At 56.9% G+C, this 17,326-nt stretch carries 14 protein-coding genes; 5 read left to right on the forward strand and 9 right to left on the reverse strand.

Going from position 1 to position 17,326, the window contains the following annotated elements; all coding sequences use genetic code 11:
* Window position 1: 1 nt before the first annotated feature.
* Window positions 2-418, reverse strand: a complete 417-nt coding sequence (locus ACEN2J_RS04885; protein ID WP_442103754.1) for a secondary thiamine-phosphate synthase enzyme YjbQ — start codon at window positions 416-418, stop codon at window positions 2-4.
* Between the two features lie 89 nt (window positions 419-507).
* On the opposite strand from ACEN2J_RS04885, the gene ACEN2J_RS04890 reads away from it, so the two are divergent.
* Window positions 508-1,083 (forward strand): DedA family protein, encoded by a 576-nt coding sequence (locus ACEN2J_RS04890; RefSeq protein ID WP_442103756.1) that lies wholly within the window; start codon window positions 508-510, stop codon window positions 1,081-1,083.
* 416 nt (window positions 1,084-1,499) lie between these two features.
* Here the strand turns inward: ACEN2J_RS04890 and rpoD are convergent, their stop codons facing one another.
* The 7 genes from rpoD to ACEN2J_RS04925 form a co-directional block, all read right to left on the reverse strand.
* Window positions 1,500-3,488 (reverse strand): RNA polymerase sigma factor RpoD, encoded by a 1,989-nt coding sequence (rpoD, locus tag ACEN2J_RS04895; protein ID WP_442103757.1) that lies wholly within the window; start codon window positions 3,486-3,488, stop codon window positions 1,500-1,502.
* A 201-nt stretch (window positions 3,489-3,689) separates the two neighbouring features.
* A complete protein-coding gene (gene dnaG, locus ACEN2J_RS04900) occupies window positions 3,690-5,660 on the reverse strand; it encodes a DNA primase (RefSeq protein WP_442103758.1) in 1,971 nt (656 codons plus the stop codon).
* Between the two features lie 140 nt (window positions 5,661-5,800).
* A complete protein-coding gene (locus ACEN2J_RS04905; RefSeq protein WP_442103760.1) occupies window positions 5,801-6,955 on the reverse strand; it encodes an amidohydrolase in 1,155 nt (384 codons plus the stop codon).
* Complete coding sequence (locus tag ACEN2J_RS04910; protein WP_442103762.1) at window positions 6,949-7,449, reverse strand: sarcosine oxidase subunit gamma; 501 nt, start codon at window positions 7,447-7,449, stop codon at window positions 6,949-6,951. The genes ACEN2J_RS04905 and ACEN2J_RS04910 overlap by 7 nt, the downstream gene beginning before the upstream one ends.
* Entirely contained in the window at window positions 7,442-10,351 is a 2,910-nt protein-coding gene (locus ACEN2J_RS04915) for a sarcosine oxidase subunit alpha family protein (protein ID WP_442103764.1), read from the reverse strand. The genes ACEN2J_RS04910 and ACEN2J_RS04915 overlap by 8 nt, the downstream gene beginning before the upstream one ends.
* A complete protein-coding gene (locus ACEN2J_RS04920) occupies window positions 10,348-10,647 on the reverse strand; it encodes a sarcosine oxidase subunit delta (RefSeq protein ID WP_442103766.1) in 300 nt (99 codons plus the stop codon). The genes ACEN2J_RS04915 and ACEN2J_RS04920 overlap by 4 nt, the downstream gene beginning before the upstream one ends.
* A 20-nt stretch (window positions 10,648-10,667) precedes the next feature.
* Complete coding sequence (locus ACEN2J_RS04925; RefSeq protein ID WP_442103767.1) at window positions 10,668-11,918, reverse strand: sarcosine oxidase subunit beta family protein; 1,251 nt, start codon at window positions 11,916-11,918, stop codon at window positions 10,668-10,670.
* Between the two features lie 171 nt (window positions 11,919-12,089).
* On the opposite strand from ACEN2J_RS04925, the gene msrB reads away from it, so the two are divergent.
* Window positions 12,090-12,575 carry a peptide-methionine (R)-S-oxide reductase MsrB gene (gene msrB / locus ACEN2J_RS04930; protein ID WP_442103769.1) on the forward strand — a complete coding sequence of 162 codons (486 nt, stop codon included), beginning with the start codon at window positions 12,090-12,092 and terminating at the stop codon, window positions 12,573-12,575.
* A gap of 66 nt (window positions 12,576-12,641) precedes the next feature.
* On the opposite strand, the gene ACEN2J_RS04935 is transcribed toward msrB, so the two are convergent.
* A complete protein-coding gene (locus tag ACEN2J_RS04935) occupies window positions 12,642-14,072 on the reverse strand; it encodes a Glu/Leu/Phe/Val family dehydrogenase (RefSeq protein ID WP_442103771.1) in 1,431 nt (476 codons plus the stop codon).
* A 472-nt stretch (window positions 14,073-14,544) separates the two neighbouring features.
* Between ACEN2J_RS04935 and ACEN2J_RS04940 the strand changes: the two genes are divergently transcribed.
* The 3 genes from ACEN2J_RS04940 to ACEN2J_RS04950 are packed head-to-tail and all read left to right on the forward strand — an operon-like array spanning window position 14,545 to window position 17,290.
* Window positions 14,545-16,152, forward strand: a complete 1,608-nt coding sequence (locus ACEN2J_RS04940) for a VWA domain-containing protein (RefSeq protein ID WP_442103773.1) — start codon at window positions 14,545-14,547, stop codon at window positions 16,150-16,152.
* Window positions 16,149-16,715 (forward strand): TadE/TadG family type IV pilus assembly protein, encoded by a 567-nt coding sequence (locus ACEN2J_RS04945; protein WP_442103774.1) that lies wholly within the window; start codon window positions 16,149-16,151, stop codon window positions 16,713-16,715. The genes ACEN2J_RS04940 and ACEN2J_RS04945 overlap by 4 nt, the downstream gene beginning before the upstream one ends.
* Before the next feature lie 11 nt (window positions 16,716-16,726).
* Window positions 16,727-17,290, forward strand: coding sequence for a TadE/TadG family type IV pilus assembly protein (locus ACEN2J_RS04950; protein ID WP_442103775.1), 564 nt, complete (start codon window positions 16,727-16,729; stop codon window positions 17,288-17,290).
* The last annotated feature ends 36 nt before the right edge of the window (window positions 17,291-17,326 follow it).

Raw genomic sequence — 17,326 nt, forward strand, 5'->3', positions numbered from 1 at the left:
GCTAACGCAGCATCGCGACCACCTCAGGCCGGTGTGGGCGGTCGCGATGTTCGAAAAGGTAAAGTCCTTGCCAATCTCCAAGAGTCACTCGCCCGGAAATGACAGGAAACTGCAAACTTACCTGCAGTAACGCCCCCTTGATATGCCCAGGCATACCGTCTGCTCCTTCATAAGTGTGGGTCAAATACCGCATCGACGGGTCGGTCGTTGGCGGCACAAGTCGGTGAAAATAGGCCTGCAAATCCACCTGCACTTCGGGGTCGGCATTTTCCTGTATCAACAAACTGGCCGAGGTATGACGGATGAACAGCGTCAAAACGCCCTCATCACCCCTATAGGTTTTCACCCAAGCAGCCACCTGTGGGGTAAATTCATAGAGGCCAGGGCCATTGGTGGAAATGAGAAAACGGGTGTTCATCGGCAACCTTTCGCACCTGCGCCCAATTAGCATCTTGCGGCTGTCGCCCAAGGCCCTATCTGACAGAGGTAGTACAGGTATAGGCCCAAATGTTCGACCCTTCACACCTTATTTCGCAATTCGGCTTGCTAGCCGTATTCGGCACCGCTGCCGTTGAGGGCGACGCTGCGGTCGTTACTGCAGGGGTTTTGGCACAACGTGGCATTTTGCCCCTTTGGCCGGTCATTTTTGCAGGCATGGCGGGGGGCTGGTTTTCGGACTTGCTGATCTATCACCTCGCCCGGCGCTATCGCCACCACCCGCGCACTGTGCGCGGGGTCGAGGCCGCGCGGAAATGGCGGTTTTTCAACATCTTCGTGGCCTACCCGATGCTTTTGGCCATCGCGATCCGCTTTATGCCCGGCGTGCGCACCGCTGGCCCAGTGGCGCTGGCCACTGCTACCCCAATCACGCCCCTGCGCTATACCGTGCTAACCGGCATAGCTGCGTTTTTGTGGTCTTTCAGTCTGGTACACGTCGGCCAACAAGCCAGCCATATTCTGGCGCACCTGTTCGAAAACTTCGATGGCTCCGAATGGATGGAGATCGGGATTCCCGTGGCGATTGTTGTGGTGCTAACTGTATTTGCAATCCGCAAATGGCGCAAACGGGTGCCGGGGGCGTGAGGGCTTCGAAACCTGATTAAGCCTACTGTACTTGATTAGGCATGCCACTTCCGAAGAATTGCTTTCTTTGTTTGCTTAAAGATAGTAGCGCACTTATCCTTAAAAACTCCTGTTCGAGCGATAGTTTTCACATGAAGCTATCTAATTTCTGGAATTACTGCCACAATTCGATCCGCATCTTCTTTTGAAATAATCGCGCCGCTCAAATTTCCGTTTTTTCTCGCACGGTGAAATAGAAAACCCATGATCGCGGCAATAGGGCCAAACACCTATGCACCGCTAACTGCGGTACCAAAGGCTACAACACCCGTCGAAAGTGCAAAGAAAATAGCAGTCAAACCCGACAGCACAGCGTATAAAATTGATCTCAAAGATAACTCCTTAAAATGAAAAAGCGCCCCGTAGGGCGCTTTTCTTTACTGATCCAAGAACGACCGTAGTTTTCGCGACCGGCTTGGGTGCTTCAACTTCCGCAGCGCTTTCGCCTCAATCTGGCGAATACGTTCGCGGGTCACCGAGAACTGTTGCCCCACCTCTTCCAGCGTGTGGTCGGTGTTCATGCCGATGCCAAAACGCATCCGCAGAACCCGTTCTTCACGAGGTGTCAGCGATGCCAGAACTCGGGTTGTGGTTTCTTTCAGGTTCTCCTGAATAGCGGAATCCAACGGCAGCACAGCGTTCTTGTCTTCGATGAAGTCGCCAAGCTGGCTGTCTTCTTCGTCGCCAATCGGGGTTTCCAAGGAAATCGGCTCTTTGGCGATTTTCATCACCTTGCGCACTTTTTCCAAAGGCATTTGCAGCTTTTCAGCCAATTCCTCTGGCGTCGGTTCGCGGCCAATTTCGTGCAACATCTGACGACCGGTACGGACCAGCTTGTTGATCGTCTCAATCATATGCACCGGAATACGGATCGTGCGGGCTTGGTCTGCAATCGAGCGCGTAATTGCCTGACGGATCCACCATGTTGCATAAGTGCTAAACTTATAGCCACGACGATATTCAAACTTATCCACGGCCTTCATCAGGCCAATGTTACCTTCTTGAATAAGATCAAGGAATTGCAGGCCGCGGTTCGTGTATTTTTTGGCAATAGAGATAACCAAGCGAAGGTTCGCTTCGACCATTTCTTTCTTGGCCTGACGGGCTTCTTTTTCGCCCTTCTGCACTTGGTTCACGATGCGGCGGAATTCGGAAATATCAACGCCAACATAGGATCCAACTTGCGCCATCTCTTCGCGCAGTTCTTCTACCTTGTCGCGACTTTTCTCCATCAGGGCCTGCCAGCCGCGACCATCCTTGGCAGCCATCCGGTCAACCCATGTTGGGTCCAGCTCATAGCCTTGATATTCTTCGATAAACTCACGACGGTTGATACGGGCCTGATCGGCTAGCTTTACCATGCCCGAGTTGATCGCCATAATACGCCGGTTAATACCATAAAGCTGGTCAATCAGCGCTTCGATACGGTTGTTATGCAGGTGCAACTCATTGACCAACAACACAATTTCAGACCGCAGCTTTTGATAAGCATCTTCTTCATTTGTGCTGAAGCGGTCTTTTTTGTTCATCGTTGCCGACATCCGCAGCTCTTGCATTTCGGCAAGCTCGGCATAGTCATGCGCAATCACTTCCAGCGTTTCCAGCACGCGCGGCTTCAGCGCGGCCTCCATCGCAGCAAGCGACATATTCGAGGCTTCGTCATCCTCATCGTCGTCGTCGTTGCGCGACAACGGGTTGCCATCGGCATCTAGTTCGGGGCCGGTATCGGTTTCACGCTTGGGGGCGCCCTCGACGCCCTCACCAAGGCCGCCGACCAGACCCTCTTCGCCTTCGCCATCCATCCCACGGTCAAAAGTCGATTCAAGATCGATCACATCGCGCAGCAAAATATCTTCGGACAAAAGTTCGTCGCGCCAGATCGTGATCGCCTGAAAGGTCAGCGGGCTTTCACACAAGCCCGCGATCATCGTGTTGCGGCCGGCTTCAATCCGTTTGGCAATCGCAATTTCGCCTTCACGCGACAGCAGCTCAACCGAGCCCATTTCGCGCAAATACATCCGCACGGGGTCATCGGTGCGGTCAAGCGCCTCGGCCGCAGCACCCGACAGCGCCATTTCGCGCGGGCCGGTGGTGGCTGCAACCAGCTCGCCCCCTTGCGCGCTGTCTTCCATCTCGTCTTCTTCGGTGACCTGAATGCCCATTTCGGACAGCATCGACATAACGTCTTCGATCTGGTCCGAAGACACCTGCTCGGGCGGCAAAACCGCGTTCAGCTGATCGTAAGTGATGTAGCCACGCTCGCGCGCATCCGCGATCATCTTTTTGATGGCAGCTTGGCTCAGATCCAACGAGCCGTCGGTTTCAGAGTCGTTTTGCTTGCTGTCGTCGGTATCTTTGGCTGCCATGGATGCTCCTTTGGCCGGATGGTCGGTGTGCAAAACCGAATCACTCGGTCGAATGTACGAATCATTAGCGCGAATCACGGGGCATAAAAGGCTTTCGCCCTTATTTTCCCATGATTAGCTCGTTTATCAGCTTTTTTGTAGAAGTTAAAAGGCCTGACCTGCGGATTTGTTATCTTGGCGGCCCCACGCGCCCATCGCCCCCTATGTCTTAGAGCGGCCATTGCGGCCAAAATCGATTCGCTCCCACAGGCTGCGTGCCTCTTCTAGTTCTTCACGGTCCATTTCCACCCCATTTTCGGCGACGAAACCTTCGCCCTTCACGGCCTCTGGCCCCTTAGCGGCCAAAAATCTGGCCTCATTGGCCTGTGCCAACCGCCATGTCAGGCCTTCATCCACCAGCCCGTCCAAATCCTCAACCGCCTCATTCACCTCACGCCGGCCACCGCGCTCCGAGCGTAGTTTACGCAACATATCCCCGACGCAAATCTTGGCAAACTCGGGGTCTTCGGTCTTTAGAATAGGTGGTGCTGTGATGACATGGTTTTGGTGAAGCAAGCTTTCAACCACCGCGCGGTGGGTGTTGCGCAGTTTTTCTATCGCTGCGGCATCCGTACCCAGATGCAGCAAGGCAACGCGCAGCCTGTCCTCATCTGGGTCGGAAAATTCCATCCGGTCCAGCACCGGCTCAAACTCGGCGATCAGGCTGGGATGGGTCAAAATCGCGGCAAGAATGATCTGTTCCAGCAGCCGCTCATCACTATTCCCCAGCGCAAGGGCCGAGGATTTGGTCGAGATCATCGGCGGCAGCTTTGGCTTCCACGCACCTTTGCCCCCCGGCACCCACTCCTTGCGCGGCGTCCATTCCTTTTTCGGCCCACCTCCACGCGATTGGCCAAACAGCTCCCACCGCAGGCGTTTGATTTCTTCGCCATAATGGCCACGGATGGACCCGTCTTTAATCCGCATCAAGGCGGTGCGCAGGGTTTTATCCAGCGCGGCCTTGCGTTCAGGGCTATCGAAAACGCGACCCTCGGTTTCGCGCTTCCACAGCAGGTTGACCATGGGCTGTGCGGCATCCAGCACCGCCTGCATCGCGCCCGCCCCTTGCGCCTTTAGCAAATCATCGGGGTCGAGGCCCGCCGGCAGCATCGCAAAGCGCAAACCTTGCCCCGCCTCTAGCAGCGGCAGCGCCAAATCGATCACCCGCAAGGCCGCCCGCAGCCCTGCCGCATCGCCATCCAGCGCAATCACAGGTTCAGGACTGACGCGCCACATCAGGCGCAACTGATCTTCGGTCACAGCAGTCCCCAGAGGGGCCACAGTGGCCTTAAACCCCGCCTCACTTAGCGCGATCACGTCCATATAACCTTCGGCCACGACCAGCGGCGCGCCTTTGCCCGCCGCCTCTCGTGCGGGGGCGAGGTTGAACAGATTGCGGCCTTTGTCGAACAGCTCGGTCTCTGGCCCGTTCAGGTATTTCGCCCGCGCGTTCGGGTCCAAGGACCGCCCGCCAAGGCTGATAGCCCGACCCCGGGCATCGCGAATCGGAAAGATAATCCGCGCGCGAAACCGATCATAGGGCGCATCATTATGGTCGGAAACCGCGCAAACGCCGCTGTCGAGGATCAGGTCTGGCGCAAAGCCTTTGGCCTTCATCGCCGCAAACACAGCTTGCCGCCCCTCGGGTGACCAGCCGATATCCCACCGCTCTTGTGCGTCGGCCTTTAGGCCGCGGCGTTCCAGATAGTCACGCGCCACCTGTCCGGCGCTGGTTTTCAGCTGAAGGCGGCAAAACTTGACAGCTTCCTCCATTACCTCGGCCAACTGGCTGCGCCGATCGGCCTTTTGCGCCGCTTGCGGGTCGCGGGCAGGCATCGGCATCCCTGCCTCACGCGACAACAGCTCAACCGCCTCCATAAATCCAAGGTTTTCGGATTCCATGATAAAGCCCAACGCATCGCCTTTGGCCTGGCAACCGAAACAGTAATAAAAGCCTTTGCGATCATCGACGTGAAAGCTGGCGGATTTTTCCTGATGGAAGGGGCAAGGCGCCCACATATCGCCTTTGCCTTGGTTTGATTTGCGCATATCCCAAACCACCTTGCGCCCAACAACTTGGGACAAGGATACGCGGGTGCGCAATTCATCAAGGAAACCGGGTGGCAGACTCATGCTCTATATATCGGCCTGATGGGCGCGATAGGCAAGCGGTGCGATTGCGGCAAAGGATAGCGGGGGGCTGTCTGCCCCCCCTTGGCCTGAAGGCCAATTCACCCCCGAGGATATTTTTACCGAACAGAAAGCGAAGCGGTTTACGGACTACCCAAAATATCGCGCGCAATTGCATCAAACAGTTTGGTTCCTATAGGGATGAGGTCATCTGGAAAGTCGTAATCGGGGTTGTGCAATGCGGCGTGGGCACGGCCTGCGCCCAGAAACACCATCGCGCCTTTGGTGCCAGGCTCTGCGCCAAAACGACCAAAATCCTCCGACGCACTTTCAGGCAAAGGTCCGCGCGTATGGGCAATGCCCAGCGCGTCCAAGGCCGCCGCCATCCGGAGTGTTGCCTCGGGGTCATTCACACTTGCCGAAAAATCATCGTGGTAGCTGATGGTTAAAGCCAACCCATGTGCGACTGCTTGATCTGCCACCAAGGCCTCGGCCTGATCGCGCAGTGCCGCCATTGGCGCGTCGAGCATGGTTCGCAGAGTCACCCAAATTTGCGCCCGCGCGGGTGACACGCCAAAACTTGGCTCGCCCATCACGGCGTGTGTTACCGTGGCCAAACGGTAATCAGGGCCCAGCGCCCCGCCCGACCCCAAGGCCGCCAAACCCGGAATCAGCTGCGCCAAGGCCAGCCCCGGCGACACCCCAAATTCCGGCTGTGCTGCGTGGCTGGTCTTGCCTTCAAGCGTGATTTTCATGCCCACTGACGCGCAATTGACGGCGCCTTCTGCAAGCCAACACTCGCCCAGCTTGCACCCCGGCCAATTGTGCAGCGAAAATGCCCAATCGGGGCGCAAATCCGCGTAACGCGGCTCTGCGATCACCGCCGCCGCCCCCGACCCATCTTCCTCGGCCGGTTGAAAAATCAAGATTACGCGGCCCGATGCAGGCCGTTTGCGTGACAACAGCCGTGCGAGCCCCAGCATGATGGCCATATGCCCGTCATGGCCGCACAGATGGCCCTTGCCATCGACCGTTGAGCGATGTGGTGCGTCTGAAACCTCATGGATCGGCAAGGCGTCCAATTCACAGCGAAACAACACGCAAGGTCCCGCTACACCGCTGTCAAACACCGCCGCGACGCCGTGGCCGCCAAGGCCGGTGACCATTGCATCGGGTGCGCTGCCCAGTGCCTGCACAACCCGCGCCGCCGTTTCGCCCTCTTGGCCCGACAGTTCAGGGTGGCGGTGCAAATCGCGGCGAAATGCCGTCAGCTCTATGATATCGGCGTTGCTCAGCATAGCAACCGCGCCGACCGCATCCGCATTGCGGCCTCTACTTCATGCCACGCGGTTTTCGCCATGGAGCGAGGCACCATCACCTCAAACCCGCCGGACACAGCGATGAAAATGGCGGCCATATGCCCCAAGCACGACCGCGCGCAGCCGCCACTCCCCATTGTGCGCAGATCAATCGGTACCAGCCGCGCCAGCACATCGACTGCACCCGCGCCAGTGACAGACAGGCAGGCCCAAGCATCGCCTTGATCGGTCAGCGCTGCCTTGTCGGCCCATGCTGCGGGCGACCCGCCAATCAAAAACGCCTGCCCGCGCCCTGCCCAGACCAGCCGTGCGTCCCCGCAGGCCAGCACGCAATTCGGCGCAGGAAACCCCTGCACGGCCCCAAATGGCGCAACCGAGGTCACTTGCCCCAAATCCAACTCGGCCAGCGTTACACCCGCCAAAGCAATAGGCGTGTGCCCCCAAAGAGGCGTTTTTGCGATAAGGTTAACCACGCAGCATCACCCCCTCTTTGTCATAAAACACAGGCGCGCTTACCTCACACAGCAGGTCGATGCCACGCATATGATCGACCAAGCGCACCATTTCGCCATGCCGCGCCCGCCCGTCTTGCAAAAACGCCAACCCCAGATAGCCGCCCAACGTGGGTGAGTAACACACGCTGGTCACATAGCCCTGATCAGTCTCGCGCCGCACCTCCTGACCCGGTGCAAACAAATGCGCCCCTGCGGTGATCGGCGCGTCATTGACTGGCCGCAGGCCGACCAGCTGATCGCGCCCCTCCAGCAAGCCGGGCCGCAAAGCGGCCCCTTTGCCGATGCAATCCTTCTTGGCTGAAATCATCTTGGCCATGCCAATATCAAACGCCGTGACCCGCCCGTGAATTTCGGAATGGGTGATAAACCCTTTCTCAATGCGCAAAACATTCAGCGCTTCCATGCCATAGGGGCCACCGCCCAGCGTTTCCGCCCGAGCCAGTAAATCACGAAACAGGGCCTCACCAAACCGCGCGGGCACCGCGACCTCATACCCCTGCTCGCCAGAAAATGAGATCCGAAACAGCCTCGCACCCACATCACCGATCTTTACCGCCGCACAGCCCATAAACGGCAAATCAACTTGCGCCAGCGTATCCACCAGCGTTTTTGCCAGTGGCCCCGCCACGGCAAACTGCGCCCATTGCTCGGTCACGGAAATAAACCGCACATCCCAACCCGTGCAATAGGCCTGCGCCACAAACTCCAAATGCCGCAGCACAAGGCCCGCCGCCGCCGTGGTCGTGGTCATCACAAAATGGGTGTCGGACAACCGCGCTGTGGTGCCATCATCCAGCACATGCCCATCGGCGCGCAGCATCAACCCGTACCGCACCCGCCCCACAGGCAGCGTGGAAAACACATTCGTATAGATCAAATCCAAAAACTGCGCGGCATCACGGCCCTGAATATCGATCTTGCCCAAGCTGGACACATCGGCCACGCCCACCGTATTGCGCACCATCGCCACCTCGCGGTCGCAGGCCTGCCGCCATGTTACCTCAGCCGGACGAGGGAAATAGCTGGGCCGATACCACAGCCCCGCCTCAATCATCGGCGCCCCGCGTTCAACGCTCGCGGAATGTGAGGTCATAAACCGCTGCGGTGCAAAGCCTATCCCGCGTCCACCCGCCCCCATCGCGGCGATAGAGACCGGACTGAACGGCGGGCGATATGTTGTCACCCCAGTCTGCGCAATGCCGCGCCCTGTTGAATCGGCCAACACCGCCAAGGCCCCGATATTCGAGTTTTTTCCCTGATCCGGCGCCATGCCTTGGGTGGTATAGCGTTTCATATGCTCGACGCTGGCAAAACCTTCCTGCGCCGCCTGGCGCACGTCCTTGGTCGTCACGTCATTAGCAAAATCGAGCCATGCGCGGCCTGCGCCCTTCACCTCCCACAATGGCATGATGTCATAGCCCGCCTCATCGGCCAGCGGCACAGCCATTGGCGCCGTTTTTTGGCCCAATACGCCCAGCGCCTGCACGGCCACCTCGGCCCCATGCGCAAGGCAATGCCCCAAGGAAAAGACCCCGGCTGCAGCCCCTGCCACATGCAGCCCCGGCACGGCCCCCGCCTGCGGCACAAACGCCGCAATTGCACCATCCCACACAGGCCGCCCGTTCATATGGCAGGTCAAATGCACCAAAGGGTTCCAACCGCCCGAAACCCCTAAACAATCCGTCTCAATCTGAATCTCTCCACCATGATAGCGCAGGGTAACACCCGTTAAACCGTGCCGACCCTTGGTGGCGATGACCTCGGCCCCCGTATAAACAGGGCAATCCTCGGCCACACTTGCATCGGGCCGCGCATCAATAATTGCGGCCACGTTCACCCCTGCCGCTATCAAATCCCGCGCGGTCTGGCGGGCGTCATCATTATTGGCAAAGAGCGTCACCCGCTTGCCCGCCGCGACGCCGTATTGGTTCAAATAGGTCCGCAAACTCGACGCCGTCATAATCCCCGGTCGGTCATTGTCAGCAAAGGCGATCATGCGTTCCTGCGCGCCTGCCGCCAAAACCGCCTGCCCCGCGACAATCCGCCAGAAACACTCGCGCGGCAGGTCGGGCCGTGCCGCCACATGCAGGCCCACGCGTTCCAGCGCTCCATAGGTCCCGCCGTCATAGGCGCCCGTCACCGTAGTGCGGCCCATAAGGCGCACATTAGGGGCGGCCTCCAACTCGGCCAAAACTGCCGCCACCCAGTCCATCGCAGGCTTGCCGTCAATCTCGGCCGTGTCCGACAGCAATCGCCCACCCATCTGGGCTGCCTCATCGGCCAAAATCACATCCGCCCCCGCCCGCGCCGCCTGCAAGGCCGCCGCCAAACCCGCAGGCCCCGCGCCAATCACCAGCAGGTCGCAAAAGGCAAAGGCCTTTTCATACGCCGCCTCATCATGGCGCCCCGACAAGCTGCCAAGCCCCGCCGCCCGCCGGATCAGCGGCTCATAGAGCCGCTCCCAAAACTTGCGCGGCCACATGAATGTTTTGTAATAAAAACCTGCGCTTAGAAAGCGCGAGACTCGGTCGTTCACCGCCATCACGTCATATTTCAAGCTCGGCCAACGGTTCTGACTTTTCGCCTCCAACCCTTCATAAATTTCTTGCACGGTCGCGCGCACATTCGGCGTCTGCTGGCGGTTTTCAATCACCTCGACCAGCGCGTTCGGCTCTTCCGACCCTGCCGTCAAAACCCCGCGCGGCCTGTGATATTTAAAGCTGCGCCCAAACAACCGCACCCCATTGGCCAACAAGGCCGAGGCCAGCGTGTCCCCCGCAAACCCGCGATATTCGACCCCGTCAAAGCGAAACCGGATCGGGGCCAAACGATCAACCCGCCCTTTGCCCTCAATCCTCATAGCGCACCCTCTTCAGGCTTCATCTTGGCCAAAATACCTACCCCACCATCAGCGACCAGTGCCACGCCCAACACCTCATGCGTCACCGTGTTGCGCGTGACAGACAGCCACGCCGCACAGCCCATCTCATGATACCAAAGATCGCGCGCCACCCCCGCCACATTGTCGCGTAAGTGCAAATGCGCATCGATTGCGTCGAAATCCTCACCCGCGGGCCGCATCAGATAATCCTCTGATCCGTAATAATAAAACTCACGCCGATCGCGGGGGCCACAGAGGGGGCAGGTGATACGCATAATGTTCTCTCAGTCTAAATTCAGTGCAAGTTGTGCTGTGACCCAGTGCCTTCTTCATCCAACAAATGGCCGGTCTTAAAGCGGTCCAAACGGAACCTTTGGGCAACGGCGTGCGCCTCACCCGTCGCCATCAAATGCGCCATGCACCAGCCGGATGCAGGCACCGCTTTAAAGCCGCCATAGTTCCAGCCCGCATCGACAAACAGCCCCTCCACCGGCGTCTTATCGATGATGGGCGAACCATCTGGCGTCATGTCCATGATTCCGCCCCAAGACCGCAAAACCTTTGCCCGCCCGATCATCGGCATCAGGGTCATGCCCGCCTCCATCACATGCTCGACCATCGGCAGGTTGCCGCGGCTGGCATAAGACGCGTAAAAATCGATGTCACCGCCAAAGACCAAACCGCCCTTATCCGACTGGCTGATATAAAAATGCCCCATCCCGAAACTGACAACATGGTCGATCACCGGCTTTAGCCCCTCGGTCACAAAGGCCTGCAACACATGGCTTTCAATTGGCAGGCGCATCCCCGCCATTGCAGCCACCTGCCCCGAACGGCCCGCCACCACCATGCCAACCTTGCGCGCCTTAATCGCGCCGCGAGTGGTTTGAACACCCACCACACGGCCGCCTTCAATATCAATCCCCGTGACTTCGCAGTTCTGGATCAAATCCACACCGCGCTGATCGGCACCGCGCGCATAGCCCCAAGCCACCGCATCATGCCGTGCCGTGCCACCGCGCGGATGCAACAACCCGCCATAAATCGGAAAGCGGGTTTGTTCGAAATCCAAATACGGCAGATGCGCACGCACGCCCTCTCGATCCAACAAAACCGCATCATCGCCTTGGTTCATCATCGCATTGCCGCGCCGCACAAAGGCATCGCGCTGGCCATCACTGTGAAACAGGTTGATCAAGCCGCGCTGGCTGTGCATCACATTATAGTTCAGCTCGGCCTCCAGCCCTTCCCACAGCTTTAAGGAATGGCTGTAAAACTCTGAATTGCCCGGCAAAAAGTAGTTCGCCCGCACGATCGTCGTGTTGCGCCCCACATTCCCCGACCCGATATAGCCTTTTTCCAAAACGGCAATATTGGTCAGCCCGTGGTTCTTCGCCAAATAATATGCCGTCGACAGCCCGTGCCCGCCGCCGCCAATAATAATCGCATCATATTCGGCCTTGGGTGCAGGATCGCGCCACACAGGGCCCCAGCCCTTATTGCCCAAAAGCCCTTGGGTTATGACCTTAAGCCCAGAATACCGCATATGCTCACCCTTTCGCATCACCACCAAAGAACCCGTCTTTTGCCGCAAAGACAAGCATGTCTGCGACAGTATAGTGTCGCACCTGCCCCACCCTCACGGGCCCCTGTCAGCATTGTGATGAAACTATCGGCACGTTTGCCCGTATGTTCAGCAGGTAAAAAGGAGAACCCCATGCTGAACCGTCGTACTTTCATGGCCACAACACTTGCCGCCGCAGGGGCAGCCGCCCTTCCCGCTTGGGCCGCCGAGTTTGAAATCACCTTTACAGATGCCGAATGGCAAAAGCGTCTGTCGCCTGCGCGCTTCGCCGTCTTGCGACAAGAGGCGACGGAAAAGCCGTTTTCCAACAGTCTGAAAGGCGAAAGCTCGCCTCTGCTGAAAGAGGCGCGCAAAGGCACTTATACCTGCGCGGGCTGCGATTTGCCTGTTTACAGCTCGGAAACCAAATTCGACAGCGGCACCGGCTGGCCCAGCTTTTATGATGCCGTCAAAGGCAATGTTGCCACCAAAGAAGACAACACCCTGTTTTCAAAACGTACAGAACTGCATTGCCGCCGCTGCGGTGGGCATTTGGGGCATGTGTTCAACGACGGACCAAAGCCCACAGGCAAGCGCCACTGCATCAACGGTTTGGCGATGAACTTTACCGCCGCTTGACGAAATCGAACCAAGCTGAAGTAAAAGGGGCCGGAATATCCGGCCCCTTTTGTCATTTTCAAACCTTCAAAGCCCCTTGGACTGATAGGTCGCCGCAACCCGGCTGATCGACACAATATAGGCCGCCACGCGCAGATCCTCGACATCGCCGCGCCCGTGCCACACTTCGCGCATCGCCTGATAGGCCGTGCGCATCGTGTCATCGAGGCCCGAGCGCACCAGCTCCAACTCGCCCGCGCCTTTCAGGTACTTGCTCTTGAAATTCGGTGACATGGTCCAACCAAGGCCCTTATCTGCCGACAGCTTTTCCAGCTCATTCACCAGCAAAATATGCCGCGCCTCTTCGGCCCGGCGCTGCATCCGGCCAAAGCGGATATGCGACAGATTCTTGACCCATTCGAAATATGACACCGTCACACCGCCCGCATTGGCATACATATCGGGAATAATCACAACGCCCTTTTTGCGCAAAACCTCATCCGCGCCAAAGGTGATCGGGCCATTCGCCGCCTCGATAATCAGGTTTGCCTTGATGCGGTCGGCATTGTTCAGGTTGATCACCCCTTCCAGCGCAGCCGGTATCAGGATGTCGCATTCCTTTTCCAACACCGCCGCGCCATCGGCCACATAGGCGCCCTGCGGATAGCCTTTGATAGACCCCTGCTTGACGATCCACTGGCGCAGATCCTCAATGTTGATGCCATCATCGTTCACAATCGCGCCGTCCCACTCGATCACGGCGGTTACAATCGACCCGTCTTCCTCGGTCAAAAACTTGGCTGCGTGATAGCCCACATTGCCGAGGCCCTGCACGATCACCTTTTTGCCGTCAAGATCGCCCGTAAGGCCGGCCATCTTTTTGTCTTCGTCATAGCGGAAAAATTCGTGCAACGCGTATTGCACACCGCGACCCGTCGCCTCGACGCGGCCTTGAATACCGCCCGCATGCGGTGGCTTGCCGGTCACACAGGCTTTGGCGTTAATATCGGCCGTGTTCATCCGCGCGTATTGGTCAGCGATCCACGCCATCTCACGTTCACCCGTGCCCATATCGGGGGCGGGTACGTTTTGGGCGGGGTTGATCAGGTCGCGCTTAATCAGCTCATAGGCGAAACGGCGCGTGATGGATTCCAGCTCATGCGGCTCCCACGCGCGGGGATCGATGCACAGGCCACCCTTTGAGCCACCAAACGGCGTTTCCACCAAGGCGCATTTATAGGTCATCAACGCTGCCAGCGCCTCAACCTCATTCTGGTTGACCGACAGCGCGTAACGTATCCCGCCTTTGACCGGCTCCATATGCTCGGAATGGACAGAGCGGTAGCCGGTGAACGTCTCAATTTTGCCACGCAGCCGCACGCCAAACCGCACCGTATAGGTCGAATTGCAAACCTTGATTTTCTGCTCCAAGCCGGGGCTCAGATCCATCAGAGACGTCGCCCTGTTGAACATAAGATCAACAGAGTCGCGAAAGCTCGGCTCACCCGTAATGTGCATGTATCTCTCCCTGATACCCCCCAAACACTGGGCGGTTTACCTTTCCACGCTAGCCCGCGATGCCTGAAAACTCACCACAAAAAAAACTTTTCCCGCAGAAAAGGCAAATCGTCGTAAGCCATGCCTTGCGCCTAAGCTTAACGCAACAAAACCGCAGCTGCGCAGGATTTTCCGCCAGATTCCCCGATTCGAGCGCCTTGTTTTAGCCCTAGTCTGTTAGCATAATGATCAAATTCAGCCCCACATCGCCGCCCTTGGCACCTGTTTACAAACGTTCTGTGAACAATCCTTGCTGATAGGCCCCAGCGTTTCCAATCACCCTGATTATACCTTATTTCCCACAGAAAAAGCCACATTTCCGCCCGATATCACTGGTCAATTGGCCGGTGGGAAAAGGTGTGTTGTGTCCGGACCGACTCCTTTTGGCAGACGTTGCCGAGATCGACCGGGCACATTTGGTAAAGGATGAGAAATGAAACCCGAGTTTAAGCTGCCGACGGCGCGGAAAGGCCGGTTGCATTGCCAGAGCCGCCAAGCGCCAGGGCGCAGACCGTCAGGTCTTGGCTTTGCAAAACGCGAAGACGGGTCACTGCTTATCTTGGGCCTGATGCTGTTTGTAATCATGTCAATGATGGGCGGTCTTGCGATCGACCTCATGCGCTATGAACAACGCCGCACACTGTTGCAGCAAACGCTCGACCGCTCGGTTCTTGCGGGTGCTGCCATGTCACAAAAGCTGACGGGCCAAGCCGTCGTAACCGATTATTTTGCCAAGGCTGGTTTGTCCGACACACTGGATTACGTCGATATGGACAAAGGCGATAACTACCGCATCGTCACCGCCACGGCGTCTTCCAAACTTGATACCTATTTCATGCATATGATCGGCATCAAAGAGATCGAAGCCGATGGCGACGCCGTGGCCGAGCAGCGCGTGTCTAACATCGAAGTGTCGATGGTCCTTGATATTTCCGGCTCCATGTATGGTTCGAGAATCGACAAATTGCGCCCTGCGGCGCGCGAATTCATTACGACCGTCCTCGCGGCGGCGGAACCGGGGCATGTGTCGATTTCGATCGTGCCCTATAACGCGCAGGTTAACGTTGGCAAATCGATCATGGACTCGTTCAATGTGGATGATAACCACACCTCGTCGTATTGCATCCAGCTGCCGACTTCCGCCTATTTGAGCAACGACATCTCAACCACCACCAAGATGGTCCATAACGCGCATTTTGACCCCTATTCCAGCTACTACTACTACTCATCCGCCACTTCGTTCAACTGCTCGCCCGAAAGTGGAAATACCGTAACGGCGGTCAACAACAATGAAACCACGCTGCACAATGCCATCAACAACATGGTCGTGGGCGGCAACACCTCGATTAACATCGGGGTGAAATGGGGCGCCTATCTGCTGAACCACAACGCCAATGCCGTTATTAAAAACTTGGTCACAGCTAAAAAAGTTATTGATGGTTTTTCAGACCGCCCGATGGACCCGCTGACCGAGGACGTGCTGAAGGTTCTTATTGTTATGACCGATGGCCAAAACACCTCTGACTACGTCATCAACGATCCCTATAACTCTGGTTTGTCAAATATCTATGTCAACAAAAAATCGGGCGCGGTGACTGTCTATTTCAACCAAAGCGGCAACAAAGATTGGTACTGGGTCAGCTCTGACAAGTTCAAAAGCACCTTGGATGGCAGCACCCAAACGATGAGCGACTACAACCAGCTTACATGGCCAGAGGTTTGGGCCAAATACCCCGTCGAATATGTGGCAAAGTATTTCTACTCTAACGCAGTCAGTGGCAGCTCCAGCTATTGGGAAGGTCAGTTCAGAAGCTGGAACTATTACGACAAAGACACGCAATTGCAGGATATATGTACCGCCGCCAAAAGCCAGAACATCGTGATTTATGGCATCGGATTTGAGGCCCCTGACGATGGCCGAACCCAAGTGCGCAACTGCGCGTCATCGACAGCCCATTACTTTGATGCAAGCGGCCTGGAAATCTCCACCGCTTTTCGTGCCATTGCCAATAACATTACCCAGTTGAGGTTGACCCAATGACCCAGCTTAACATCACAAAAAACCGGTCTTGGATGGCGCGGCTTACCGCGCCTATGCGTCGGGTATTCGCAAGCGAAGAAGGCACCGCCACGATTGATTTCGTGCTTTGCATTCCTGTGATCATGACGATTTTCATCGCGTCGATTGAATCGGGTGTGCTGATGACCAGATTCCTCTTGCTGGAACGATCGGTTGATATCGTTATGCGCAACCTGCGGCTGGGCGAATACCCCAACCCAACCTCGGACTTTTTGAAAGCCGAGATTTGTGACCGCTCGACGATCTTGGAGGATTGCGAGGCGAATATCACCATCGCGCTTGAACCTATCGACCAAACAACATGGGCTTTTCCATCACGCGAAGCCGGCTGTGTTGATCGGTCAAATAATATCAGCCCGGCCCTCACCTATAACCCTGGTGCGGCACATGAAATCATGATGGTGCGCGTCTGCGTCATCCAAGACGCCGTGTTTCCAAGCACCGGCATCGGCCTAAACCTGCCAAAAGACGCAAAAGGAGGCTATGGGCTCATTACCACCTCTGCCTTTGTGAACGAGCCATGAGGACTTTAACAATGTCATTTCTTAAACGTATATCCCGGCGGTTCTTTCATGATGAAAGCGGCACCATTTTGGTTGACGCGGTCTTGCTTTTGCCGGTTCTCGTCTGGGGATATGTCGGCTTGTTCGCCTATTGGGATAGCTATCGCACGATCAACACAGTGCAAAAGGCCAGCTATACAATCTCGGACCTGCTATCGCGCAGCCAAGAAGTGCTCGGCATTAATGATGCCTATCTTTCCGGCATGCGCACGACCCTGAACACAATGATCGACACCGATCAAACAAGCAAAATCCGCGTAACATCGTATAAATGGAGCGAGTCGAACACGCGCTATGAGGTGATCTTTTCGCGGTCGCCCGATAGTGCAATGACTGCGCTTACCAACACTAATCTGGCAACGATGACCGACCGCTTGCCCATCATGTCCGATGGCGACAGCGCTGTTTTACTTGAGGTAGAGGTTGCGTATACGCCCCCAGTGGCCTACGGACTGGAACCAACAACAATAAAACAATTTATTGTGACACGACCACGCTTTGTCTCAAAGCTTTGTCACGTCAGTTTTGCCTGCTGATCTGCTCGACGGCACGCAAACCCGAAACGCCCGCCT

Source organism: Pseudorhodobacter sp. W20_MBD10_FR17 (genome assembly GCF_052119765.1).
Classification (GTDB): domain Bacteria; phylum Pseudomonadota; class Alphaproteobacteria; order Rhodobacterales; family Rhodobacteraceae; genus Pseudorhodobacter.